This window comes from Bacillus sp. AFS059628 (genome assembly GCF_002571225.1).
Classification (GTDB): Bacteria; Bacillota; Bacilli; order Bacillales; family Bacillaceae_G; genus Bacillus_A.
The window spans coordinates 1-26972 of record NZ_NVEC01000014.1 but is presented as its reverse complement, the minus strand read 5'-3'; the positions used below and the strand labels follow the sequence as shown (position 1 = coordinate 26972).

The 26972-nt window shown below is 32.4% G+C and carries 19 protein-coding genes and 6 pseudogenes; 5 read left to right on the top strand and 20 right to left on the bottom strand.

The features are described from left to right. The first annotated feature begins 290 nt into the window (after positions 1-290). Positions 291-524, top strand: coding sequence for a hypothetical protein (locus COL05_RS06795; protein ID WP_142337380.1), 234 nt, complete (start codon positions 291-293; stop codon positions 522-524). Between the two features lie 2608 nt (positions 525-3132). After that, positions 3133-4206, top strand: coding sequence for a tyrosine recombinase XerS (xerS, locus tag COL05_RS06790; RefSeq protein WP_098668032.1), 1074 nt, complete (start codon positions 3133-3135; stop codon positions 4204-4206). Between the two features lie 199 nt (positions 4207-4405). On the opposite strand, the gene COL05_RS06785 is transcribed toward xerS, so the two are convergent. Further along, on the bottom strand, positions 4406-5272 hold the full coding sequence (locus COL05_RS06785; RefSeq protein WP_098668031.1) for a LysR family transcriptional regulator: 867 nt from the start codon (positions 5270-5272) through the stop codon (positions 4406-4408). 314 nt (positions 5273-5586) lie between these two features. On the opposite strand from COL05_RS06785, the gene COL05_RS06780 reads away from it, so the two are divergent. After that, complete coding sequence (locus COL05_RS06780; protein WP_098668030.1) at positions 5587-6753, top strand: MFS transporter; 1167 nt, start codon at positions 5587-5589, stop codon at positions 6751-6753. A gap of 679 nt (positions 6754-7432) precedes the next feature. On the opposite strand, the gene nheC is transcribed toward COL05_RS06780, so the two are convergent. The 4 genes and pseudogenes from nheC to COL05_RS06760 form a co-directional block, all read right to left on the bottom strand. Beyond that, a complete protein-coding gene (nheC, locus tag COL05_RS06775) occupies positions 7433-8521 on the bottom strand; it encodes a non-hemolytic enterotoxin subunit C (protein ID WP_098668029.1) in 1089 nt (362 codons plus the stop codon). A 272-nt stretch (positions 8522-8793) separates the two neighbouring features. After that, on the bottom strand, positions 8794-9930 hold the full coding sequence (nheB, locus tag COL05_RS06770; RefSeq protein WP_098668033.1) for a non-hemolytic enterotoxin subunit B: 1137 nt from the start codon (positions 9928-9930) through the stop codon (positions 8794-8796). Positions 9931-9989: 59 nt separating this feature from the next. Then, complete coding sequence (nheA, locus tag COL05_RS06765) at positions 9990-11150, bottom strand: non-hemolytic enterotoxin subunit A (protein ID WP_098668028.1); 1161 nt, start codon at positions 11148-11150, stop codon at positions 9990-9992. Positions 11151-12023: 873 nt separating this feature from the next. After that, a pseudogene (locus COL05_RS06760) lies at positions 12024-12401 on the bottom strand (Tn3 family transposase); the annotation flags it as partial. Here COL05_RS06760 and COL05_RS06755 point away from each other — a divergent pair. Continuing rightward, positions 12399-12866, top strand: a pseudogene (locus COL05_RS06755) (transposase); the annotation flags it as partial. The pseudogenes COL05_RS06760 and COL05_RS06755 overlap by 3 nt on opposite strands. A gap of 297 nt (positions 12867-13163) precedes the next feature. On the opposite strand, the gene COL05_RS06750 reads toward COL05_RS06755, so the two are convergent. The 14 genes and pseudogenes from COL05_RS06750 to COL05_RS06685 form a co-directional block, all read right to left on the bottom strand. Next, a complete protein-coding gene (locus tag COL05_RS06750) occupies positions 13164-14531 on the bottom strand; it encodes an FtsX-like permease family protein (RefSeq protein WP_098668027.1) in 1368 nt (455 codons plus the stop codon). A 76-nt stretch (positions 14532-14607) separates the two neighbouring features. After that, positions 14608-15370 (bottom strand): annotated as a pseudogene (locus COL05_RS06745) (ABC transporter ATP-binding protein). 170 nt (positions 15371-15540) lie between these two features. Next, positions 15541-16725: an ABC transporter permease gene (locus COL05_RS06740; protein WP_097927062.1), complete on the bottom strand. Its 1185-nt coding sequence runs from the start codon at positions 16723-16725 to the stop codon at positions 15541-15543. Positions 16726-16727: 2 nt separating this feature from the next. Continuing rightward, a complete protein-coding gene (locus COL05_RS06735) occupies positions 16728-17402 on the bottom strand; it encodes an ABC transporter ATP-binding protein (protein WP_097927061.1) in 675 nt (224 codons plus the stop codon). Continuing rightward, the gene (locus tag COL05_RS06730) at positions 17399-18499 is read right to left on the bottom strand and encodes an efflux RND transporter periplasmic adaptor subunit (RefSeq protein WP_098668026.1); all 1101 of its coding nucleotides are present in this window, start codon (positions 18497-18499) and stop codon (positions 17399-17401) included. The genes COL05_RS06735 and COL05_RS06730 overlap by 4 nt, the downstream gene beginning before the upstream one ends. A 265-nt stretch (positions 18500-18764) precedes the next feature. Further along, a pseudogene (locus tag COL05_RS06725) lies at positions 18765-19859 on the bottom strand (HAMP domain-containing sensor histidine kinase). Continuing rightward, a pseudogene (locus COL05_RS06720) lies at positions 19852-19956 on the bottom strand (winged helix-turn-helix domain-containing protein); the annotation flags it as partial. The pseudogenes COL05_RS06725 and COL05_RS06720, both read right to left, overlap by 8 nt. Beyond that, on the bottom strand, positions 19957-21117 hold the full coding sequence (locus tag COL05_RS06715; RefSeq protein WP_098668025.1) for a BC_2427 family protein: 1161 nt from the start codon (positions 21115-21117) through the stop codon (positions 19957-19959). Positions 21118-21485: 368 nt separating this feature from the next. Next, positions 21486-22673: a DUF3880 domain-containing protein gene (locus COL05_RS06710; RefSeq protein WP_098668024.1), complete on the bottom strand. Its 1188-nt coding sequence runs from the start codon at positions 22671-22673 to the stop codon at positions 21486-21488. 275 nt (positions 22674-22948) lie between these two features. Continuing rightward, a pseudogene (locus COL05_RS31745) lies at positions 22949-23277 on the bottom strand (polysaccharide deacetylase family protein). A gap of 177 nt (positions 23278-23454) precedes the next feature. Continuing rightward, positions 23455-24024 (bottom strand): hypothetical protein, encoded by a 570-nt coding sequence (locus COL05_RS06700; RefSeq protein WP_063221365.1) that lies wholly within the window; start codon positions 24022-24024, stop codon positions 23455-23457. A 495-nt stretch (positions 24025-24519) separates the two neighbouring features. Beyond that, positions 24520-24729, bottom strand: a complete 210-nt coding sequence (locus COL05_RS06695) for a hypothetical protein (RefSeq protein WP_063221364.1) — start codon at positions 24727-24729, stop codon at positions 24520-24522. A 433-nt stretch (positions 24730-25162) separates the two neighbouring features. Continuing rightward, the gene (locus tag COL05_RS06690; protein WP_000764044.1) at positions 25163-25372 is read right to left on the bottom strand and encodes a glycine zipper domain-containing protein; all 210 of its coding nucleotides are present in this window, start codon (positions 25370-25372) and stop codon (positions 25163-25165) included. 178 nt (positions 25373-25550) lie between these two features. Then, complete coding sequence (locus COL05_RS06685; RefSeq protein ID WP_063221362.1) at positions 25551-25754, bottom strand: DUF1657 domain-containing protein; 204 nt, start codon at positions 25752-25754, stop codon at positions 25551-25553. 388 nt (positions 25755-26142) lie between these two features. Between COL05_RS06685 and COL05_RS06675 the strand changes: the two genes are divergently transcribed. Further along, a complete protein-coding gene (locus tag COL05_RS06675) occupies positions 26143-26634 on the top strand; it encodes a hypothetical protein (protein WP_098668022.1) in 492 nt (163 codons plus the stop codon). Positions 26635-26846: 212 nt separating this feature from the next. Here the strand turns inward: COL05_RS06675 and COL05_RS06670 are convergent. After that, positions 26847-26972 (bottom strand): zinc ribbon domain-containing protein (locus COL05_RS06670; protein ID WP_142337378.1); only part of this gene is annotated, 126 nt, incomplete at its 5' end.

The following is a 26972-nucleotide window of genomic DNA, read 5'->3' as shown; positions in this document are numbered from 1 at the left end:
CCAGTAGGTCCAGTGATTCCGGTAGGTCCAGTGATTCCAGTAGGTCCAGTAGGTCCTGTTGAACCGATTGAATCTGGGTTTAGAGCAGCGGAAGACAGAAATTCATCCATTATATTTTCACCTCTGAAAAGATTTTAATACCAATAATAAATGTAGGGGATTACATGTTAAAGGTAAATTTGATGCTGATGTTGTAGTGAAGAAAATTTAAATAAAACCCTTATTTTAGAGAAAGGGATCATCGGAGAAGAGTTTCAGCTAAGCACTAAATAAAGTAAATGAAGATGTATATGCAAGCGAAGAAAATACCTAAAATTATTAAACCAACAAAAGCAAACGTTTTAGCTGTACCTTTCGGAGCAAAAATAGCTAAAGCAATTGAGATTGGTATAAAAATTAAAAAAGGACCGGCTATACACAGATTGAAAATTAAGAATGCAGTTAAAAACATTGAAGTGAAACCAAAGTATTCCCTCATTGCGTTATCCTTTCTCCGAAAAATAATTATACAGATTATACCATGAACAAAGTGAATCAAAGTGATTTTTCAATAAAAACGCCATTTGATATTAAACCAAAAAGAGCACTGCGGAAAGTGCCCTTGTAGAGGTAGTTCAATATTAATATATGAGCGCCTAATTAAAAGTTGACAATACTAACAAAAGAACAGTTAGCAAAGGTTAACTGTCCCATTCTAACTTGTTAAGGCAGAATGTGGGAGTCTCATTTAGTATGCAGCATGAAAAAGAGCACCTTAAATGGGTGCTCATCTATAAGGAGGTAACTCTTTAGGTAAACACCCTTCGATATTAAGATATGCTTAAGAAGTGGGCAATAAAACAAAAATTCTATTGAAATGAAAATAAACAAAAAGAGTGCCAAACTATAGTAACTAAGTATGTTATGAATCACAATCTATAGGGGGTTTGTTTAATGGGTATTTATTATTTAAATAATAAAGCAGCTAGCTCAATGAACTAACTGCTTTATTGTCCAGCAAGAACAATACACACAATACATTGTAACTTAAGGTTACAATTGTAGTATGAGCAGAAGTGAAAATGTTATGCAAGAATGCTAAATAAAAACTTCATGAAACACAACAAAGCAGCTAGTTAATAAAACTAACTGCTCGTTGTACAAAAGAAAAGCTATGCTTACAGGAATAGTTTGTAACCTAAAGTTACAGAAATAGTATGAACAGGGTTGAAAACATTATTCGGAATTGAAAGGAAACTAAACAAAAATTTCATTTTGTATTAATTGAAAACACAAAAAGAGCACTTCATAAAAGTGCTCTCGTAACGAGTTTTATCTTCTCAAAGAAAGGAATACGCCATATCATACGAAACTTTTCTGAAATGTGCTTGGGATAATTAATTAGTATATGTAAAAAAAGAGCACCTTCGAACGGTGCTCTTTTGCGGAGTAAGTTCTATTAAATAATAATCTATATATAATATGTGTTTGTATGTCGATGAGTGATAAAAAGATAAGAAGTTTAAACAAAGGTATTATTAAAAAAGAGCGCTTTTAAAAGCACTTCAATACCAAGGTGTACTCAGAAATAATGTATGCTTTTAGTGTAGGTGTAAATTTTAATAAAATTATTATTATATGATCGAAAATAAAAGAACCCGCTAGTTATTACGGGCTCTCTGTACAAGGAATTCAAGGGATACAAGGTAACTGGTCCAGAGAAACCTGTGTATTCCTGGGATTAGTAATAATATATTCAAAGTTATAAAAAAGATTAATAAAAATTAAATAAAATTCTTATTTAGGTACATTGAAATACAAAAAGAGCACTCTCAATTAGCGCTCCTTATACCTAATCATAATGAAAGTGACGAGCTCACATTATTCAGAGAGGTAATAATTATAGTATGTAAAAGTATGAATTTAGTGAATGGATTTAGATAAAATTGTTATTTGAATCATAAATGCGAGTTTCATACGTTACTAGGGGAGGGATAGTCTCTAGTCTTGTTCGTTGAAAACTAAATCAATTGGATGTAACTCACAGGATCGAGTAAGAAAAGAGAATGAAGACATTGGTGAGTACATAATCTAGTTGCTCCTGTTGATAAAGTGAATGACGGAAAATAGGTGGGAGCGTTGAGAAAACTAAATTTTCTTCATTCATAACTTTCCCCCTATGATTGCTCGTCATAGGAGGGAAAGTTAGTGAAAAGCACGATTATATAAAAGTACAGGGATCATTAAGAAAAATTAAAGAACGTATCGAAGGCGAGAATCGAAGTAAAAGGAAAATGCAAGAAGAATTGTACAATCATGATAGTTGGATGATATACGATGGTGAATGGGTTGAAGTGAACAAGCCATACAAGAACAGTTGGCAAAAGCTAACTGCTCCATTTTAAAGGGGAAATCTATTGTTACATATTGGTGTGTTCAAAGTATGTCCAAATTTTAGAGATTACTTGTAATTACCTTGAAGTTTTTGCACCAGAACCCAAAATTTACTTATTGATGAAAAGAGAGCAATGAATTCTGTTGTATGAACATAAAAGAATCGAAAGAAGGGTACAACAACAAACATCATAAAACTTCGCACGAAATACCAATTTTACGAACAATAAGGGAGTTAAATAAGAATCTAATAACGGTATCTAGGGCTTTCGAGCTTAGTTGCATGAATCTTAGTATGTTGGTATGTACCTATATAATTCATACTTTATATAGAAATTATTAAATTTTGAATAACTCATTACTAATTTTTATAGTAAATTACATTTCACTTTATAAGATTTTTTCTCATGTTGACCTAATTAAATCCCCATAATTATGATTATATAAACCAATTTATATTTTTATAAAGACTTTTAAACTATATTCATGTATTGATCTTTTGTATGAATTTATATATCAAATTTGTTTTATTTTGCATACATTTATATCTAGTTTTTGCACTAATTTTTATGGTCAAATACAAATTTCTAGCTTAATTATCTATAATTTTTACTTGAGTAAATACATTATTCCATTCACTATTGAGTATTTTTAGTATATCATAATTTAATTATGTAAATAAGTTTGTGTAAAAATTGAATTTAACGCGAACTTGTGTTCGCATTTCTTTTCTGTTATATTATATATGAGGTGATTTATATGGACTATAGTAAGCAACGTCAAAAATCCGTACATCGTAAGAAATTATACGAGAATTTAAATGAAATGCCCTTTTACATAGAAGAATTTGTGGAGTACAAAGAATTGCATGATGCCTCTCCCTCCACCCTACTGAATTATGTGTATGATTTTAGAGTCTTCTTTAATTGGCTATTATCCGAACAAATTATTGAATTAAAACCTATTAAAGACATATCCTTCTCTGATTTGGAGAATTTAAAGAAAAAAGATGTTGAGAATTTTATGAGATTCCTAAAACTTCAACAAAATATGCAGAATTCTTCTGTTAACAGGAAAATTTCGGCCTTAAAGTCTTTATTTAAGTACCTTACCTCCCTATCAGAGAATGAAGATGGAGAATGTTATTTTTATAGAAATGTAATGGCTAAAATAGAAATACATAAAGATAAAGAAACATTAAATGCTCGTGCAAAACGTATGAGATCTAAAATATTCCATAATGATGACGATCAAGAATTTTTGAATTATGTTAAGTACGAACATGAAAAATCTTTAACAAAACATCAGCTGTTCTACTTCCTAAGGGATAAAGATCGAGATGTAGCTATCCTCTCCCTCTTTCTTGGTAGCGGTATTCGTGTAAGTGAATTGGCCGATCTTCGTATGGAAGATATAAACTTAAAAGAAAGATTAATTGATGTAATTCGTAAAGGAAATAAAGAAGATTCTGTATGGATTACACCAATTGCATTGAATGATCTTGAAAAGTATATGGAAGTTAGAGATAAAAAATACGCTCCAGGGAAAGAATTAAAAAATGTGTTTTTATCGAAGTATAAGCATACTGCACAACCTCTTTCGGTTAGAGCTATCCAGGATATAGTAGAAAAATATACGAAGGCCTATGGCAAAAAAATGTCGCCTCATAAATTAAGACACACACTGGCAAATAAGCTATACATGGAAGAAAAAGACTCGTTACAAGTCATGCAGCAACTTGGGCATACTAGTCAAGATACGGCCTTATTATACACACAGCTTGGAGAAACAACTATTAAAGATAGCTTAGGGAGGATAGGGAAAGATAAATAATAAAAAGTTTAGCAATTTACTGAGATTTTAACTTCAATGTAGTATTCATTATAGTATTTGGGTATCTCATGGAATGTTAATGCTTATACTTCTTAGCAAGTTTAACGATTTTTTCAATTAGTGCAATGTGATCATTCATAGAATAAACCGATTCAAAAACAATTACTTTTGGACGATTAGGATAAAAATAGCAAGGAACTTAAAATAAGTTCCTTGCTATTTTTATAAATTCCTTAACATAATAACCTTCTGCTTGTTTTAATTCTGTAGAAGGTTTATAAGATATGTATATATTTCTATAATGTCGCTCCGGTAGTTCATATATTTTTATATTATCAAATGATTTTAAGAAAAGCCTTGGTCCTATTGAAATACCTAATCCTAAATCAATCATTTTTACAATCGTATTGCAGTCACTTATATATGAATGAATCTTAGGCTCTATACTGTGCTGATTCAAAAATTTCTCAACTTGATTTCTGTATGGCGCTGCTGGCATAATAATATTATTTTGATCAAAAAAATCCTTTAAAGGACAATCTACTGGAATTAACTTTAAGTCCTTTGGTGTTGCTATAACTAACTCATCTTCTAAAAATAGTATTGACTCACATCCGAATCCCCTGTTAATTGTAAAGCCAAGGTCAATTACTTTATTTATAATCCATTCTTGAATTTCATCATAAGTCCCATCAAACACTATAATTTCAAGAAACGGATACAATTTATTAAATTCTTTCATAATTGGAGGCAATATATGTTTTTTTACACTTGTAAAGGCCCCAATCTTCAGTGTTTTAGGCAATAATTCATTATTAAAACTAGTCTCTATTAATTTACGGTTTATTTTTAATATCTGACCAATATACTCATAAGCTTTAGTGCCATGAGGAGTTACAGTAATTGTCCGACCAGTTCTTACGAATAAAGACGTTCCTAATTCCTTTTCTAAGCTAGAAATAGCATGGCTTACTGCAGATTGCGTCATGTTTAATTTTTCGGCAGCCTTTGTAAAACTCCCCGTTTTAATTACTGATTCAAAAATTTCATACTTAATAATACTCATGAGTTTTATTCATCCCTTGCATTAATATTATTCATTTTATTTAATCCCAGTCATTAAGTATACTAATATTAACATATTGAAGCTAAACGAGTAATGATTATCAAATGTTATATTACCTTAATTTGATCTGCAGATTTTTTAATTACTAAGGCATTCTTCAATAGTTATATTTAACTTAATTATTATAATCGGAAATAAAATTTATTCAGTTATATATATTTATATAGAAATATAATATCGTTATAGACCTTGCAGCTATGGTTTATAAGATTGATAATTTATTTTATTCTTAACAATGTAAAGGTGGGAAAACTATGAAAAAGGTTGTTTTTTTAGCTATTGGTATGTTTGCCTTGGGATTCGATGCTTATATTATTGCTGGGCTTGTCCCTGGAATTAGTAATACCTATCAAAAAAGTGCATCCCAAGTTGGGCAAGCGGTAAGTATATTTACATTATGTTATGCAATATCCGCTCCACTATTTGCTTCTCTCTTAGCAGGTAAACCTATAAAAAAAGTTCTATTGACTTCAATAATTATATTTGGTCTTGCAAATGCATTAACTGCAGTATCTCCAAACTTTTCGGTATTCTTAATATCAAGGGCAATTGCTGGTGTTGGTGCTGGATTATTTTCCCCTTTAGCTGTCGCAGGCTCAACTATGTTAGTATCTGTAGAAAAGAAAGGACGCGCACTTGGCTTAACAATCGGTGGCATGAGTATGGGAACTGTATTAGGTGTTCCTATAGGTCTTTATATCGCAAACAAGTTTGATTGGCAATCAGCAATGTGGTTTGTGGTACTACTTAGTTTAATTGCTGCTATTAGTATTCTTAAGTTTCTACCACATGTTCCAGTCACAGCACCACCTGCTATGAAAGAAAGACTTGCAATGTTTTTAGATAAAAGGGTTACTATTACTGTTTTAATAACATTCTTTGCAAGTATTTCAAGTTTAGGTTTATATACCTATCTATCTCCATTATTACAAGATCTTACTAACTCAAGTGATTTAACAATTTATTTATGGGCTTGGGGTTTGGGTGGATTATTTGGAAGTATAACAATTGGATATTTAATTGATTACTTCAAAAAACCAAAAACTTTAATGGCTCTTATTTTAATTATTTTAACTGTCTCAGTTGTATGTATTCCGATAATGATTAATCTAACAATTATAAAGTACTTACCATTTTTCATATGGGGAGCGATGGGATGGGCATCAGGAGCACCACAGCAACATATTTTATTATCCTATCAACCTAAACATGGAAGTGCAGCTGTGGCCCTCAATAGTTCGATTAACTATCTAGGAAGTTCAGTAGGTGCCACATTAGGTGGAGTAGTAATTTCTCTTAGAATGGGGACTATGGCTCTAATCTACTTTGCGATAATTTCTATGATTATTTCATTATGCCTACAATTTTATAGCATGAGAAATAATATCTTTAAAATAGATACTACTAAAAAAGCTGTTTAAAATAAATCTATTACAATTATAAAACATAGAAAGGGGCATTAAGTAGTCTATATCTTTTTATAGAGAAACAAAAAGAAGACGGTTCTTTAGAAACCGTCTTCTTAAAATAGTAACACCATGTGTCATATAGCTAGTTATTTAGTGTTTTCTTTTATTAGATAATTAGATTAAACAATTTATATTTCTATTATCCCCCTATTATTTCATATTCATCTGAAATAATATTTTTATTCCGCCCTATTTATGAATTAATACCATTTTTATATTAAATTCAATATTTTATCTAGTCACCCTCAAAAAACAGACCCTCAGATTCGTATATATCAGGTTTTAAGCAACAAACCAATAAAAAATACATGCACAACAACTTAAAGGTCTACTTCAAGTTGTTGAGGTGCTTAAAAAGAAACCTACTGTTTTTAGCCGGTTTTGTTAAGCAATTTCTATATACTATATGCTAATCTCTCAATTTTTTATCTTGGATCACTTCTAAGCCCTTTTTGTATCACTTTTCTTTTGCTACATGATTCATTATTAATAATGTCTCCTACATTCCACGAACCTGAAACAACTAAACTATCTTTTCTATATAACGTATATTTTGTTATTTTACACGTATTCAGTAGCAATCCTGTGCCATTTGTATAATTCGTTCTTCTGGTGGGTCTACTTTTATAATCTATTCTCCTTGTACAGTCTTAGCACCTTCATATAATTTATCCGTATAATTTTTAAGGTCTTGCCAATTATCCTTCGCTGTATCCAGATCTGCTCTTATAATCTCATCAAACAGGTCTAAATTAATATCGTTAACACTGTCAATTAATGATTTATATTTTTTCCCCACTGTCCCCCACTGAGTCTTTATATCCTCAAGAGCAGTAACAGCTGTACCAACTGTTGCAGCCATATGTTCCGTTTTATTTTTGGCATCAGTCAAAATAACTACTTCTGCCTCTGCTCCAGAAATTCTGGACTTTAATTGTTCTATTTCTTGTTGTGCAGATGCGATATTCTTGTCAGTAGTAACAATCAATGGTATACCAATCGGAGGCATAAATACAGATAAAGCTATATAGCCACCACGTTTATCATAGTTTTCTTTAATTGTATTATTATAATTCTCAATTCTTTGTTGTAGAAGCGGAATACCAGCGTTCGTACTTTCTAGAATATTCTCCAATTGATTGAAATCTTCTTTGAAATTTCTTGTATTTTCTGCTATTTCACCTTGAAAATTTTTCAATTTTTCTAACAGTACATCTAATTTTTGACTATTGTACAAAATACTATTGTACAAATTTTCTAGTTCATATTTTAATTTCTCTGTATCTTTTTGCTCTATAGCAGTTAGTAAAAGCTTATAACTTGCTTGAAACGTATCATTATAACTTACAATATTCTGATGCGTGTACATAATACGAGTTTTAAAATACATGAACCAAAAGTCGGCATTCTCTATTGCATCCCGTTGATGCTTAATCATGTTTGCTTGTAAATCACCGTTTATAGAACTTATTTTACTTAAATCTGTCAGCTGTTGATTACTGATTGTATTGGCATATGAATCCATTGTAAGGATATTTGCTACCATTTTTCCCATTACTTCTTTAAATTCACCAGGACCAAGGGAATAGTTCTTCAAACTTTCTTGCTGTTGGGACACAATTTGTTCTGCTGCCAAAGTATGAAGTGGAATTACATTACTCACTGCCATTCCCGTAATGATTGTTGACAAAATAATTTTCTTATATAAATTCTTATTCATCTTTTTCACCTACTTTTTCACATGTATGACATATTTTATTAAATTCATAAGCTTCTATTCTTTACTTCAAATGAATTATGATTATTGCAAATAAAACAACATATTAAAATAGAGATTCTCGCACTTTCTTATTCTATAATCTTTATTAAGTTTCATAACTATATAGGAAGTCTCCTGCTCAAACTTGAACAGGAGACTCACATTATATGTTCTTCAAAAAGGAAACTCAATATATTATATTTTCATTACTTCGGCAATTTCTTGAAGTAATATTATTTTTTATCTTCTACGAATGAAATCTCACTACTTTGAATATTTTCAGCATACTTTCTAATCTGTTCCCAATGATCCTTCGCTGTATCCAGATCTGCTGTTATATCCATAGCAAGGAATTCTGGGTCAACAGCTTTAGCACTCTTAATCAATGCGTCATATTTTGTTCCCATTCCATCCCACGCAGTCTTTATATTTTCAAGAGAAACAATAGCTTTATCAATTGTATCTGTTAAATTTTTAATATCACTTTGCACTATCGTTAACCTAGCTGACTGTAGTTGCGCCATTGAAATATTTTGTGTTAGCGTTATAATTTCTTCTTGTGCCTTAATTATCTGCTGCTGCGATGAAACTACTCCGTATATCCCGCCTCCTAATATAGGTGCACCAAAGGGCGCAAAAGGTGTAAGAACTAAATATGCACCAGCAGCAGTTGCAACCGACGATGCAATATAAATTTTGTTATTCTCATCGATTAATGCTTTATTTGTTTCGATTTGTTTCTGAAACAGTGGAATTCCAGCTTCTTGACCAGTTAAAACATTTACGATTTCTTCAGCATTCCCTTTTAAATTTTGTGTATCTTTTTCTAATTTGCCACGAAAGTTTTTTAAATCCTCCACTAATTTGGTCACTTGATCTTTATTCTGTGAAATTTCAGCATTCAACTTTGTAAGCAAAGCTGTTAGTTTGACTGGATCATTTTTATATTGTAATAAATAACGAGAATAATTTTGGAATTTTGTATCATAACTGATAATATTTTGATTCGTCGTAACTATCCCTGATTTCAAATTATTTAACCAGTATGTTGCATTTTCTCTAGTAAGATTTTGGTTGGCTTTAATGGCTGTTTTTAAATTATCGCCAACTGAAGGTAAACCATCCAAATTAATATCTGCTTGTTTAAGAATAGTTAAAGCATACAGGTCCATTACCAACATATTGGATTTAGTGTCCTTCATCGCATTATCAAGCCCTGTTGGTCCAAGGTAATAACTAGGGTATTTAAAGTCTTGATTTGCATAAATAGGTGCAGGTGCCTCTGCCGAGGCATATGATGGCATAATGCCACCCGCTACGATTGTTGCTATTAATGTAGATAAAGCCATTACTTTATAAGGTTTTTTCATCACATTTTTCTCCCCTTACATTATATTACTAAGAATTATTGTTCTGAATTCTACAAATCTCATCCTGTTACTTTTATTTTTGTAACACTCTCTTGATATTCCGTTGTTTGTTTTTTCAATTCATCCGTAAACTGTTTAAGCTCTTTTAATCGTGCTTGTAATGAATTTGAATCTATTTTTGCATCAGTATTAAGACTTGTCCCCGTTTCAATCATTATGATATTAAAGGTGTCCCAACTACTTACTAGATTGTCAAAACTCTGAGTTTGCTTTTTAACTGTTCTTGTAAAATTATTTAATTGCTGCTCAATAAGTGTCATTTGAGTTGCTTGCACTTCAATATTCGATAAATTTTGTACCAATTGAATTAGTTTCTGTTGCTTTTGAGCAATAGCTTTATTCAGTTCTGTTACTTTATCATTTGTGAGTTGTCCATATTGGTTATAAACCGCTTCCAAATTAGACACGTCTACAGTTTTATCCTTAACTCCGTCTTTCAAAATATTAATAACTGACTTTGTAATATTTAAAGAACCGTCTAGATTTTCTTTTGGTAGAGCTAGAAGTTTTTCAAAATCTTCTTGAATGCCTGCATTAAGTTGTCCCATTTCCGTTCTTAATTTTTCAATGTCTCCGTCGGAACCCTTATAAGATTCAAACGCTTTGCTAACTTTACTAGAAAATTTATTACTATCTTCAACCAATTCGTTTTTAGAATCGTTTAAGTCTTCTGAAGTTATTTTCATATTATACTGAATTTTTTGCACGTCACCTTGAAGTAAGTTAAAAATACGTACAAATAATGCTCTTGCTTCCGAATCTTCATTCATCTTTCCAGATAGTTCAACTAATTTATTGTAATAATTTGTAAATTTTATTCCGAAACTCTGTATCTCTTGATTTACAACGGATAATTTGTGGTTATTTACATCCAGGCAGTCTCGAACATGGTTTCTTACAGTGCCTTGATCAGTTGTTATTCCATATATAGTACTTACATCAAGATCTGGTTGCTGTAATATGATTAGCCCATATCCTTGAATTAATGGCGTCTGTGATCCTAAGTTCGTAATCGAATTTGATAACCTATCCATAGCAGGTCCAAGTATACTACTTGGTTGTAAATAAGTTGTATTACTTTCTGCAAAAGTATTTACAGGTGAGAAGCAACTTGTGGATACTGCTGTAACTAATAACCCTGCGACTAACGCTTTTTTCATGGTGATCACTCCCATTTATTGGTATTTTTTGGTCGAATAGTTGGACTAAATTTTAATTAATTTGAAATCCAACATTATAACTATTAATCTATATAGATTATTTTAAAGATGAATTTTTAGGGATATAAATATAGATTGTAAACATTTGTACATAATGCTCTACTATAAACTTATTCCCTAAGTCATTACATAAAAGGCATATACGAAGATAATCTTGATTTTATATGTCTTAAAATGTAACTAACATCTTGTGCCCTTATTAAAACATCAAATTTTCATTGCGTATATAGTAAAATTTTGTTGATTTTTGTATAATTTTATCCTTTTTTGTTTTTTTTATCTTAATTATTTAATATGTGTAGAAATTAAAATACTATACTTCTAAAATTGCTATGCAACTTCACTACTATAATTAAAGTAATTATAAATTAATAGTACTGATAAAAAGGTACTTAATTTAATTTAACTAGGTGAATTTTCATTCCGGAAAAATTATTTCAGTATAATTTTTCGATACTTTCCGCTTATTTCTTCCTCTATATGGATATGTAAAATTGCATATCTATATAGAGGAAAGTTAACTATTATATATAGTCATAAGTGGTATTTTTCCAAATAACTATTATGTACTACCGCTACATCAATATTAAGTTTCCATAACTTGTTGAAAACGTTAGAGTAACGGAATTTATCCATTACTTCTATAACAATTATGCGTTGGATTCGTCGGTCTTGGACAAAAAAATCCGACATGATCTAAAACAACTAAATGCCCCCTATAGAGTCAATGAAACATATATGGGGTACCGTCAGGAAAATGCGGATTTACTACGCTAAGATCATTTTCAAGTCGATCCCTCATTTTTAACAACGTTAAGAAAGTTTCAATGGTCTTAAAGAATCTAACGAGACCATTATTTCTGAACTAAAATGGTATTCTCCAAGTAAATTAATATGTTCCCAACCTAGAGGTGACATATGGTGCAATAATTCTTTATTAAAACTATCTGACCGTTTTTGATATTCAACTGCTTATGTTAAATGTAAGGTATTCCAAATACTGATGGCATTGATAATTTTGTTTAAAGCACTGGCTATTTGCAATTGATGCTGTATGGTTCGTTCCCTAAGATCTCCTTGTTTTCCAAAGAAAATAGCTCTTGCCAGTCCATTCATGGCTTCTCCTTTATTCAATCCTCTTTATATTTTTCTTCTTAGAGATTCTTCTGAAATGTAATTAAGAATAAGAATGTATATATCACGAGCACGTTTCTAGAAGGAGTACCAACGAATAACGTGCACTCATTGTATTCACTTCGTTGGCAGATTGAAATTTTGTTTAAAACGTGGAAGTCATTTTTTGCAATTGATGAATGTAAAAATATTAAAAGAGAACGCCTAGAGTGCCATTTATATGGACAACTCATTGGCATTCTCCTCTGTTCTTCTACGATGTTTCAAATGCGACGGTTTCTGCTTGAAAAGACAAAGCATGAGCTGAGTGAATACAAAGCGATTTATATGATTAAAGATTACTTTCCGTTACTGTTTAAAGCGATAGCCGGTGGCACAGAAGGACTTTTAAAAATTCTTCATCGTCTTTATCTACTACTCAAAAAGAATGGTCGTAAATGTCATTGATATAATAAGATGACCGGCTTTGATATTCTAGGAATTGTGTATAAAACGACGGTGAAGCATAGACAAGATGCCTAGCGAAAAAATCGCATTTTAATAGGCTTTTTTAACATGCCTACTTTTTTATCACTTGCTAGTTTTGAAACAAGAATCATTTCGTATCTAGTAATTTACTTGGTTAGCTTGATGGGCATGGGGTAGCACCAACAAAATGTGAATTCGTACGCTAAGCAATTTTTCATATATAAAAACCGATTCCCTACACGTTAAAGATATCGGCTTTTGTTCATTCCTTTATTCTTTATTCTTTATCATTTAGAACTTGATTGATAGATTGTATTTCCTATTTTTATTACGCAATATCAAAAGAATTTATTATTTATACACAATTCTAAAATACGAATGAACGGTTAATACATAATATCCAAAATAGATTATGCAATATGCAATAACACTAATGGAAACGGGAATCATAACACTATATATAGGCATGTTGTTTATTATTGGTAAAGCAAATAGGCTATGCGTAAGTCCGACTATTATAGGTGAAATAAAACTAAAGCTAACTTGTTTCGAAATCGACTTTCTTACTTCTTTTTTCGTAACACCTATCTTACGAAGAACCTCATAATATTTCTGATTAGCATGTGCTTCAGATAGTTGTTTATAATAAATAATAGAACCTGTTGCTAGTACAAATATAATCCCTAAAAAGCTTCCAATAAACAATGAGATTCCGTACAGTTGCATAAAATCTTCATTTGTTTCAGATTTCCCTACGTAATACCCTGATACAACTGTACTAACTGCCATTAAAGCTGTGGCACTTAAGATAGCAATAGTCGCCAGTAATTTGGCATTTCCTTTTACTCGATATAACAACTGTGAAATATTAAGCATATTCATACCGTTAAAATAAATGTTACTCTTACTTCTAATTTTCTGTAATACTATAACAGTATAAGATGTGAATAAACAATAGGTTGCAAGAACAATCGCAATCAAAATAGAAAACGGGATTATTTTAGGATTCATTAACGGATTCATAGGCTCCTCAGGGTTCTGCACAAATTTTACGACTTCGCGGAAAAAGAATGCTAGAACATAACCAAAGCCAATTAAAATAAGACCCATATATGCCATAGATTTAGATCCTTTTGGCATACTTTCTCCTTTGTGATTCGCTTGGAACATTTCAATTAATGGCAATTGATAAATTAAGCGAGAGTTTTTCCAGGCTGTATATAATAAAATCGATAAAAAGACAATAATTGTGTCTATTATGGCCTTTATAGATAACTCGAACGTAATTGGCACATTAAATTTCATCAAACTCATTAGAAGTTCTAAAAATAACTTAAAGCTTATACTACCAATCAGTATTCCAATTATTAAAGCTAAGCCCCCCATTATTAGTGTTTCACAAAATAACATCGTACCAATTTGTTTTTTTGTAATACCTAGTAAAGAATATAACCCAATCTTTTTTTTACGCTTTCTTATAAAAAAATTAGTAGAGTAAATAACAAATACGGCTATAAAAATAATGAGTATCACTTTTGAAGACTGAAGAACACTATTAATCATTACATTATTAAGCATTTCTTTTTTTATTTGCGTACTATATCGAAGTGATGCAAATATAAAATACATCAGCATACTCGAAGCTAAAGATACAAAATAAAGTATATATTCCTTAAAATTTCGCCTTATATTTCGTTGAACGATTTCAATTAAAGTCATTTATTTTAACCTCCTAAAAACTATTGCTACAAAATATACAGTGTTTTAATTACACATTATGTTATAAATGGCCATACTAGATATGATCATCAGCCTTATCTTCAGAAATGGAAGACATTACATCAATGACTTGCTGGAAGAATTGCTTATGTGTTAATTCTCCACGTTGTAATTCTTTATATAATTCACCATCTTTAATCATAATCACTCGTTTACAATAACTTGCCGCAAACGCATCATGCGTTACCATTAATATGGTTGAGTTATCATATTCATTTAATGACTTCATACTTTCAAATAAATCCGTTGCTGATTTTGAGTCAAGCGTTCCAGTTGGCTCATCCCCAACTCGGATTCTTAACCATGGCATGTGATGCCGCGCAACGCTGTTTCTGTCCCCCAGATACTTGATAGGGGTATTAACTTAAGATATGATTAATGCCAAACTTCTTTGAGATTTCAAAAACAAGTCGATCAATTTCACTGACCTTCACCTTCCATAAAGCAAGGGGCAAAGCGATATTTTCTTTCACCGTTAACGTATCTAATAAGTTATAATTTTGAAAAATGAAACCTAAATGATTGCGGCGAAACAATGCCAACGTATCATCACTCATTTTTACAATATCTTTTCCATCTATTAAAATCTCACCACTCGTTACCTGATCAATTGTCGAAAGAACATTTAATAGGGTTGTCTTACCTGAACCAGAAGGACCCATAATCCCAACAAATTCTCCTTCTTTTACTTGTAAGTTAATCCCTTTCAACGCTTCAAATGTATTTCCACCTGTGTCATATACTTTTTTAATATTTTTTGCTTCTAGCACTGTTTTCATTTTATATTCCTCTCTCTTTTTAATATTTACAGCCAAGAAATCTATATAAAATTAGAATTAAGATTGTTTAAATTTTTTCTTATACCATGAAAATCCTTATTTTCAAAAAGAGTAAATACTCATAGGGGTATTTACTCTTTTCTAAAACATCTTATCTTTCACCTACACTATTATTCATATCGTAGACAATCAATTGGGTCTAGTTTAGCTGCTTTATTTGCTGGAAGTATACCAGAGGCAATGCCAATTAATATAGATATTCCAACAGATAGTAGACCTAGATTTACTGAAATAACAAGTGGCCATCCACTTACGATTGCTGATACCCAAGCAAAGAAAATACCTAATCCAAAACCAATTACTCCACCTAATGCTGTTAAAATACAAGCTTCAATAAGAAATTGAATTAATATTTCTCTTCTCGTTGCACCAAGTGCTTTTCGAATACCTATTTCTCTCGTACGCTCTGTAACAGATACAAGCATGATGTTCATCACACCGATACCACCTACGATTAAAGAAATACCAGCAATACTAGCAAAGACCATTTTCATCATTCGGGCATTTTCTTCCATTCCTTGACTATATGTTCCCGTATCTTCTACTGTAAATGGATACTCAAATTCTGGTGATTTCAAATCATTTAATACAGATACAGCTTGTTTCGCTACCACTTCTCGTTCACTAGCAGAAGATAACTTGATTTTCACCATATCATACTCCTCAATCCCCGAAATTAATGGTGCATTATCAATCGCTGTATATCCCTCATACGATTTAAATTGCCGATGAAAACTGTCCTTATATTTATATACCCCGGCAATCTTATATGGTTTTCCTTTTATATCTATATACAAATCATCTTTCCAAATATCGAATAGCTTTGTAAATAAATCTTCATGCAGAATCACAACGGGAGTTGCTTTTTTTAGTTCATCCTCTGTAAGCTCACGCCCATGTACGATTGTTAACTTAGAATCTTTCATAAAGTTACCTGTTGCTACATTTAACCTAAAGGAAATATTGCTTGACCCTGTATATGCTTTTATGTCCATGTATGCCTTTGGATACACGTCTTTTACACCTGGTATTGCTTGTAATTGTTTTACCATTTCCGGTGTGATTTTTGCTAGCTCTGTCGGAGAATCTGGGTTGACATATTCTATATTGATTTCATCCATCTTACGACTATCTGCAAGCTCTTTTTGTATCTTTGCAGTTTGTCCATCCCCCATTGCAAGAATTGTAATAATTGCACTAATTCCAATAATAATTCCCAGCATCGTTAAGATGGATCGCATTTTATGGGCAAAGATAGAAGAGATCGCCATGCGTATATTTTCATTTATATTCAATTTTATTCTCTCCAATCCTGAACAATGTTTCCGTCACGAATAACGATTTGACGTGCTGCGGCTTCCCCAATTTCACGATCGTGAGTAATCATAATAATCGTTGAACCTTGCTTGTTTAATTCATAAAATAGATTTACAATTTGTTCACTTGTTTTCGTATCTAGTGCACCTGTTGGTTCATCTGCCAAAATAAATTTTGGGTTATTTACAATTGCGCGTGCAACTGCAACACGTTGTTTTTGTCCACCCGACAATTCATTCGGAAGATGGGTAGCGTGATTAGCTAAACCAACTTTTGTTAAAGCTGCTAATGAACGCTCTTGTCTTTTCTTTTTATCAACTCCTGCATAAATAAGTGGTAATTCAATGTTTTGCAACGCTGTAAGTCGTGGCAATAACATGAAGTTTTGAAATACGAATCCAATCTCTTTATTACGAACATGTGCAAGTTCGGTTTCAGTCATGTTTGAAATATTTTGCCCCGCTAATTCATACGAACCTGTCGTAGGCTTATCTAAGCAACCGATAATATTCATTAATGTTGATTTACCAGAACCAGAAGGCCCCATGATAGAAGTGAAATCTCCTTTATTTAGCATTACATCGATTCCGTGCAATATTTGAATGGATTCTTCACCATTTTGAAAAGATTTTGTAATGCCTTGTAAATTAATCATTGCGTGGCAACCTCCATACCGTCTTTTAGATTTACAGTAGGTCTAGAGATAATTTTTTCTCCATTTTTCACTCCGGAAATTTTCGCTTCATTCCCTGTTTCAAATTCAACCGTAACAGCTTGTTCTTTTGCTTTTCCGTCTTTTACAACAAAGACAACATTTTTGTCACCTTTTTTTAAGATGCTAGTTTTTGGAACCATTGTACCCGTTGCTTCGCCTAATTTAGTTTTTACGTATACGTGAAAACCATTTTGTAAGTCTTCACTATTGTCTAATGCAACGGTAAATGGATAATTAGAAACTGTTTTGTTTTCATCCATACTTTTAAATGGTGTAGAACCAATTTCTGTTACTTTTCCTGTCCATGTCTTACCCGCTACAGTTTTTGATGAAACTGTTACTTCTTGTCCAACTTTTACATTAGCAAGTTCAAATTCAGACATTTGACCTGTTACTTTATATGGACCTATATGACGAAGGATAATGCCACTCATACCGTTTTTTTCATTAGAAGTTGTAACGATATCATCAATTACACCATCAGCAGGGCTTGTTATAGAAAGTGCGCTTAACTTCTCTCTCGCTGATTTAATCATTTCATCCGCTTTTTCTACTTCAAACTTTTTCATTTCAAGTTGTGATTCTAATTGTTGAATTTCAAGTTCTGCAGCTTTTACTGCTTCCACAGGAAGACCAGTATTTTTATCTTTTTGTAGCGTTTGTTTTGCTACATCAATTTGTTTTTGATATAATGTTACTTCTTTTTGTGCAATTTTCTTTTGCATTTCCGCTTCTGTTACGCCTTGTTTAACAGTTGGATCATTGTATTTAAACAGAAGCTGCCCTTTCTTTACTTCACCCCCTTTTTTTACAGCCAAATCATACGTACCTTTTGTTGGATCAAATAAAATGGTTTCCATTCCATTTGGAATCACTTCACCAGCAAATTTTTGCTGATTCTCGATTTGCTTCTCTAGTACTTCAGATACTTTATAGGTCATAACTGGTTCCGAACTCCCGGCAAACGTCATATACCCCCCAACGCCTATACCAATTGTTAACACTCCAACGATAACTACTTTATTTACTTTTTTCATATTATCCTCACTTTTTCGTATGCTTTATTTTTGGAAACCAGTATTTCTTTTGTATAATTAGTTAATCTTTTCAGGAATGATATATAAATTAGATTACAAAATTTAAACATCCCCTTTTTAAAATCATTGTTTTATATAAAGCCCAGCACATACGGTGCACAATCTAAAAAGCCCACTTTTTATTTCTAACTCCTCCTTGACCTAACCTATGTATAGGATAGAAGAAATTAATTAAATAAAAAGTGGGGTAAAATTTAAATATTTATTAAATTTTTACATTCTCTTCTTGCGGTAATCTCACGTCAAATATTGTTCTGATTTCATTACTTTGTACTGAAATGCTTCCATTATGTTGTTCAACAATATTTTTTGCAATAAATAATCCAAGACCTGTACTGTTTTTCTACACTGTTTTCGCTTTATCACCTGTATAAAACATATCGAAAAGATAGGTAATTCTACTTCAGAGATGCTATCTCCATAATTAACAATCTGTACAACAACGTCTCCATCTTCAATATACCCATTTATATCAACAAATTGCCCTGTATGTCCGTATCGAACCGCATTTGTTACAAGGTTTTCAAATACTCGAGCTAACAAATTCCCATCACCGTTGATAGTTAAATGGGAGTCAATATGTAATCGAGCTTTTAATTGTTTCTTCTCTAATAATGGATATAATTCCAAATCTAATTGTACGAGCAATGCACTTATATTAATGGATTTTTTATCTAATTGTTGTATACCATAATTCATTTGTGTGATTTCAAACAACTCATCAATTAAACTTTCGAGTCGTTTTGATTTTGAAAATGCGATTGTAGCATAATACTTAATCTGTTCCTTTATTAAGTTCTCTTCTGTAACAGTTAAATCTAAATAACCTAGCACAGATGTTAAGGGTGTTCTTAAATCATGAGCTAAGTTAACAACTAGTTGATCTTTACTACTTTCAGCGAAGTCTCCTCTTTCAACCGCCTCTTTTAATTTTTCACTGGCGATATTAATTTCACGTACAATATCGCTAAATTCATCATTTGATGAGATATGGACTTTTATTGTAAAATCTCCTTTTGCAAGATGATGAATACCTTTAGAAATTTCATCAAAATACTTTAAATATGATTTTGTTAGAAAGAAAAAGAATAAAATAGATAACAAGGTGAAACAAATGAAAGAAAAATAAAAACTTTCTCCAACCACACTACTTGCTACATATTCTTCATGTCTAATTATCATTCTAAAAGAGAACCCTAATATTTTATAAATTATATATGTTCCCCCCAGCTGCTAACACCATACTTAGTGCGAACAAGGCTATCATTTTAAATCGAAAACTTTTCAATATTTTATCCATTGAAAGTATAACCTACTCCCCATATCGTTTTCATTAATTTATTCTTTCTTTTATCTTCTCCAAGTTTCTTTCGTAGAGTACGAATATGCACTGTAACTCACATTCGCACTCGCACTTCTTGTTCTTGTAATACTTGGATAGTTAATTCCAATACGATATTTTGCATTAATTGATACACATTATCATGAGATGTACTTTGTTCTATAGTATATTCAATGCATTGATAGATATAGCCTTCTACAAGTAAGCCCGCTTTTTCAACTGTTACCGGATTCTGCCCTGTCTTTTTTATTTTTGGTAATAAAAATTCATTTTTTGTCAAAATAATTTCCTGTGACACATCTTTTATTTCTGTGACTTTTTCTTTAAATACCACCTTTTCTCGTAAACTAATTTCACCCTGATACTTCCCTATTTCTATTGGTAGTTTCACTGTTATATAATCATTAAATTCACCCTCACGTTCCTTCTCTAATTTCATACTGTGGATAGGAATCCATGAAGATGCCTCGATCCTATTTTTTTCAATATCATCTTCGACTTTCGGATTAGAAAATTCTAGAAACTCTCTCTTTTCATGAAGATTTGAAGAAACTAATTTACAATAAGCCTTTCCATGATAATATTGCACTGTAGTTAATAACTTTGCATCTAGCTCTCGATACCCTGCATTTTTTTCATTTTGAAATACAAATGCTTCTTGTTTTTTCATACTTATATTAGGGGATTTCAAAAAACTAGACACTTCTGAAGCAATAGAAAATGGTGTTTTCATTACCATTGAATGCACTAAAGACTTTATTTCTGATTCAGTTCCTACATCTTCTTTTTCTAATTCAGTATCTTTATCTGATTCAACCTCTACATCAACATCTTCTTTCTCGAATTCGGTATCTTTATCTGATTTAACCTCTACATCAACATCTTCATTCTCGAATGTAGTATCTTTATCTGATTCAGCTACTACATCAACATCTTCTTTCTCGAATTCGGTATCTTTATCTGATTTAACCTCTACATCAACATCTTCTTTCTCGAATGTAGTATCTTTATCTGATTCAGCTACTACATCAACATCTTCTTTCTCGAATTCAGTATCTTTATCTGATTTAACCTCTACATCAACATCTTCTTTCTCGAATGCATTTTCTAGATCTTCCTTTTTTTTTCTTATTTCACATGAATCGTCTTGAATGTTCGGCTGTTTCTCCTTGTAAATTTGGTTCCATATGCCCTTGCCAATCCATGGCCTATTCATCAACATCCCCCCATCTGAAAAAATTCATAAAATATGTTTTAGAACGCGACCATTTTCATCATTATATATGTTTTATAATAATAAAAAAGACATTGTCTTATTGTTCTTATGCTTGTACTTGTACTTGTAACACTTTTAAAGCCAGTAATTGTTGAAGTCTATTATACGTTGAAAAGGCGAAGTCTCTTTGAAGACTTCGCCGTTGTTAATATAGGGCAAGAATGGTCTCGACACCTTTTATCGGGTTCCGTTATTCCTTTATCACTCTTCCCCTAAAATTCTCACAAGTTGTTAGATTTCATCTTGATTTTATTTGTAAATGATGAATGTAACACTGTATATATAGTGAAGTGCTACATAAATTTGATTCACTTTTTCCTAATTTTCAACAATTGATTAACACTAATATTATCTGTTCTTAATCCATTTAAGCGCTTAAGTTTTTCTATACTTACCCCGAGGTTCTTAGAAATCCTCCATAAATTATCTTGCGGTTGCACAACATATATATCATATTCCTTTTTTAGCACATCGTAGTAATGTGTCATGCTTCCTTCCCCTGTTTTCAAAAATTCTCTCGAAATAAGTCTAGCCTCAATAATTGTTTTGATAAGATATTTAGCTCGTTGTTCATATGAGTACCTTTTAACTTTCTTCATTCCCGCTTCTTTTATCTTCATACGTTCTTTTGGATTATTTAAATAGTATTTAACTAAATCTATCGTTTCTTTTGCTGAAGAAGAAACAATAAGATTTTCTCCAGGCTGAAAAAGCCTTCTTATTTCTGGAGTATCGTTCGTAAGTAAAATCCCTCCGGATCCGAGAACCTCATAGGTTCTTTGAGTAACTTGAGTTAAATGGTTTTGCACTCCTAAAACAATATCTGCTGAACTATACACTTTATTTGTTTCGGTATAAGGGAGGTATCCATGAATCCATTCATCGGGGATTTTTCTCCCTATAATGTGATCCATTTCATCCCAGTAACGCCCCCAAAAATCAATTCTACTATTCTCTTCTAAAAATGGGCTGATTAATGTTTTAAGTGCCTTAAATCGAAAATGATCTGGCCTTTTTTCATAAAGCATTGGATATCCGTTTGCTACAACAGCAAGAGTTACATCATATTTTGCTTCAATCTTTGTAGGAGAATGGACACTCAAATGATATCCAAAATCTAAATGTGCAGCTTGGATGCCCTGTTCTTTATAAAAATCGACTCTTGCTGGACAAATCGTAAATACAAAGTCTGGTTGAATGGTTTGAATTAGCGGGAGAGAAAAAGTGAAAGTATATCCTGGGTCTTCTGTCGCCCAATAAATATGAGGAATATTTGAAGGTTTTACATATTTTCGAATTAATAATTGCTTTTCTTTTGTATGCTCTAGCGTGTGCCCCATTGTAATGATGAGATCTGGTTTATAATTCGAAATCATTTGACGTATTCCATCTTCAGTAATCGGTCCTGAAATCAGTACTTCATGGCCCGCATCGCAAAAACCATTTGGAAGTCCATAAATCCACATTGGATGACTTTCTAAAAATAAAATCCTCATATAGCCTCACTCCTAAAAAAATCTAATCCCCTTATATGTAATGAATTACGATTCTATTTCTAATAATTTTTGAACCGTTACGAACTCATACCCCTTACTGAGTAAGTCATTAATTATAATGGGCAACGCTTTTACAGTTCCATCTAATACTCCTGATAACGTCTTAATTCAATGCTGCAATATTATTGCTCCAGGTGATAAATCTCTTTTTACAATTGATAAGATTTGTTCACTTGATATTCCTGACCAATCAAGTGTATCGACTGACCACATAATCAACTTGTACCTAGTTCATTAATCATTTGAAAATCTGCTTCGGTACATTCGCCATATGGAGGACGGAATAATGTTGGGTTATTTCCTGTCAATGAAATGATTTCTTCTTCTGTAGATAAGACTTCTTCTTTCGCTTGAGAGGTTGTGAGTTTGGTGAAATTCGGATGACTCCAACTATGATTTCCTAGTGTATGTTCCTCTCTTATGAATTTTTTACCATTTCTGGAACATAATTGATTTGCTGTCCAACTACAAAGAAAGTAGCTGGAATATTGTTCTCAGAAAGAATATCCAAGATTAGAGGGGGGGGAATGATTATCAGGACCATCATCAAATGTTAATGCTACTTTTTCTCGCTTGTCAACTCTCTGTAATATAAATCAGACTTCCACGCCTTCGAAGAATTAGTGACTAGGTATATTCTAGAAATATTAGACTCAAAAAAACGCTCAAAAAAACTTCCATGTCAAATAAAATCTGGATCTGAAAATCCAGATTTTTTTCTTTAATCGCGTTTTTTGCATTTTTCTCTGCGTTTTTTGCATTTTTCTAATTTCTCTATTTGGTCGCCTTCTTCACCTTCATTTTCTGCTAAACTACCCGTTCCGCCTCCCACTGCATGTTGCTGTTTGGTATTAGAACTTTCGATGGCAGCGTTGGTTCCCGCTGCACTGTCCTCTCCACCACCACTTGCCACTTGAGTAGCACTTGCCTGTTCCTCACTGGTTTCATTAATTTGATTATTGATGATAAGTACAAATTCTACCTCTTCATCTGAATTTTCTTTTTTCATTTTATGAGGCTCAATCTGCTCCCCACTCATTCCTTTATTTATCGCTTTGCCTCCAGCGCCTACCGTTTGTTGCTGTTCAGTATTCGATGAATCGATTGCTGCATTATTTCCTGCTGCACTGTTTTGTCCGGCTCCACTGGCAATTTGTGTTGTATTCGGTGCAAATGTAATCTGATTATTAATGACAATGACAATTTTTCGTTTGTCAGCAAGATTTCCCAAATTAATTTCTTCGCCATCATTTTTTACAAATCGAAACGTGATATTTTCATTGTTTTCCATGTTCTCACCCCCTTTGTAGTATTAAATGATTCGAGAATGATAATGGATTGGACAAGAATATATTTTTTCTAAATATATGCAACCTTGCCCACCATAAAGGGTGTATTATTAAGTTTCGTTATTTTCCTTGCTTTTGAGTGTAAGGTGGGGCCTAAGAAGTAACCCCGCTTGCATCGAATCATGATTTGCAGACCAAACTGCTTGTATCGCAAGATGTAGACCCAGGGCAGGTCTTTAAAAGAGTTGGAGGATCTCACTTCCTATATCAAAAATCATGTAAATGAGCTGTCTAGATGGGTAGCTTATTGTATTTTTTTGCTTTGCTTGGGTTTTTTCCGAAATGCTGCCGGTACCCCATGCCCATCAAGCTAAGATTTTAAAGTACCCCCTAAATGAAATTTTTTTATAGCACCGGAGTTCATTTTTATTATTTTTGGGGAAGAATGTGCTTCTTAACTTGATACCACAAAAAAACAAACAGGAATGACTATTAAGTCATTCCTGTTCCTTAAAGAAACCTTCTATGGTACTAGCAACTTCCTTGAATGCTTCACCTTGGACACTAGAAATTGATAATCCTCCAATTACATTTTTCCACTGTGAATTTACACTATCCCAGTTATCATCCCAATTTTCAGTAATATGCTTATTAGCTTTAAAAGGTTTATCACGACTTGGTGAAACATATTTTAAAGCATCTATCAACTCTACAAACCCAAAACACTTCAGGCCCTTCTTTTAGAACTGGAGTTACCTCTTCGTTGTGAGATAAAACTTCCATTTAGGTGGTGCTATTAAATTTGAAAAGCTAAAACAAGCATAACCCCGTTCTAAGTTTAGGACGGGGTTAAAATATAGTTGTTTAATTTCCGATATAAGATACTTCGCTGTACTCAAAAATATAACAATAAAGTCGATTAAAAATCTAAGGTTTATTCCGCAATAGCGCCCGATTGCGGAAGATCAAGAAAATGATTATGATTGCTGCTTTTAGCTTGTTGAATTAACGCACCCGTTACTTTAAGTGAATTGATTCACAATCTTACTGGGGATTTACCTAAAAAAGCTGAATTAACTTAATAAAAAAGGACTCCCTTTTTTGGGAATGCAATTCATTCAATGTAACTTTGGTTAAAGTCTAATCTTCTCGGTTCGCAACACTGTCATTAGCCTCATCGGCACCTTCGCCGACTTTGTTACCCATCGCTCCTCCTGCAACAGCTCCTGCAACTGTACCAAGTGGACCAAGAACAGAACCCAAAGCAGCTCCAGCGACAGCACCGACACCAGTTCCTACCGCTTCGCCAGCATCATTGTCAACACGGTTACGTTCGTTTTTATCAGCCATGCATCTCACTCCTTATTTAGAATAGGCAAGTGCATTTCAGCACAATACCTTATATATTTTGACCTATAAGGACAAATTTATGCGAAGTTTCTTCACTTGATGGGTATACGGCAGGATCCCAGATATATAAATCTAATTAGGATAAGACCTCTGCAAAAAATTTGAAGATTAATGTGTTTTATTGATTATACTGGGGCTCGTCTTGTAGAACCTCCTGAACACGTGGTTCTAAAGAATCAATAATTGTCTGCGTTTGCTGAGCTGCATTTTGATACAGTTGTTTTGCTTGCTGATTGTCAGTATCAAGAACAAATCCTTCTAAACATGCTTGAGCACTTTTTAATCCAGAAATAGTTTGTTTAAGCTTAGTAATTACTGTCATAATTAAATTCCTCCTTATAATTATGAATTCACTATTTAGAATAGCTATTTTCTACTAAAAACATGATTTCTAAATTTTGGTTATCTTTATAGTAGGGATAGTGTCACATCGCCTTCAAGTTAAGAAATACAAATACTTCCAAAATGAGAAAATTGACATCTTCATGTGAAAATGTACATTTTTTTTGTTTTGGGGTGTTATAAAAATTTTAAGTTGATGGATGTGTGGCGCTACCCCATCACCATCAAGCCAACAAATAAAAATCCCCCCAAAATAAAAAAACGCTATTCTTTCTATCTTATAGAAAAAAAGCCGTTACACTTCCGCCATGTCGCTAATATATTACATAGTATAGGACAAGCCAATTATGGAGGTGAACAAATACAAGATGAATAAACCTGATCCCAACCTTAAAAATATACCTTCTAAACATGATAATGATAAAAATGATAACGATATATTCAAATCATTAGTTTTTGACCAACCAGCTAAAGGAGAAAGTGTAGAAATTAGTATTCCTAAATCTCCTAATTTTCGAGACTTAGCACGAGTTAGATTAGTTATCGATAATATTACAAATCGAGTTTTTTTGACTAGCACAATAGGATGGGTAGCTACAGCCGGAACTCCTAATGTACTATTTTCTATTTATCGTAGGAGACTAGCATTTGGGACAGAAGAACAAATATTTTATACCGTGGATCAAGCCAACGGTACTGATAGCGCCAATACTAATTTTACATTGGTAGATGATATTCCCGTTCTTACTCAAGAACAACAACTTATTGAATACGTTGTAAGAGTACGTATCATTTCACCAGGTAATAATGATGCTGCTGATGTAGTAGGACCTATAATTCTAACTGCTGCTGAAATCTGAGCTAATCCCACAAATTAATAGATATTTTTTATATCTTTTGTTTTTAATAAAATTATAAAGGCACCCAGTGTGGTGTCTTTTCTTTATGAAAAATCCCCATACAATGTGCAGGGATCAGGAACAAACTGTTCAGTTACTTGAACTACCCCCACTTTCACGTCGTTTAGAAGTGAGGAATTCCTAAGTAAAGAGTTCTATCGAACTCTAATTTATTAGGCTATCTCCACAGTCCTTGCGGTTAGAAGCCTTATCGCTTCATTCTTTAGATTGATACTTGCGTTAATATCCCTATCATGGTGTATAAGGCAAGAAGGGCAGTCCCATTTACGTAGGTTTAG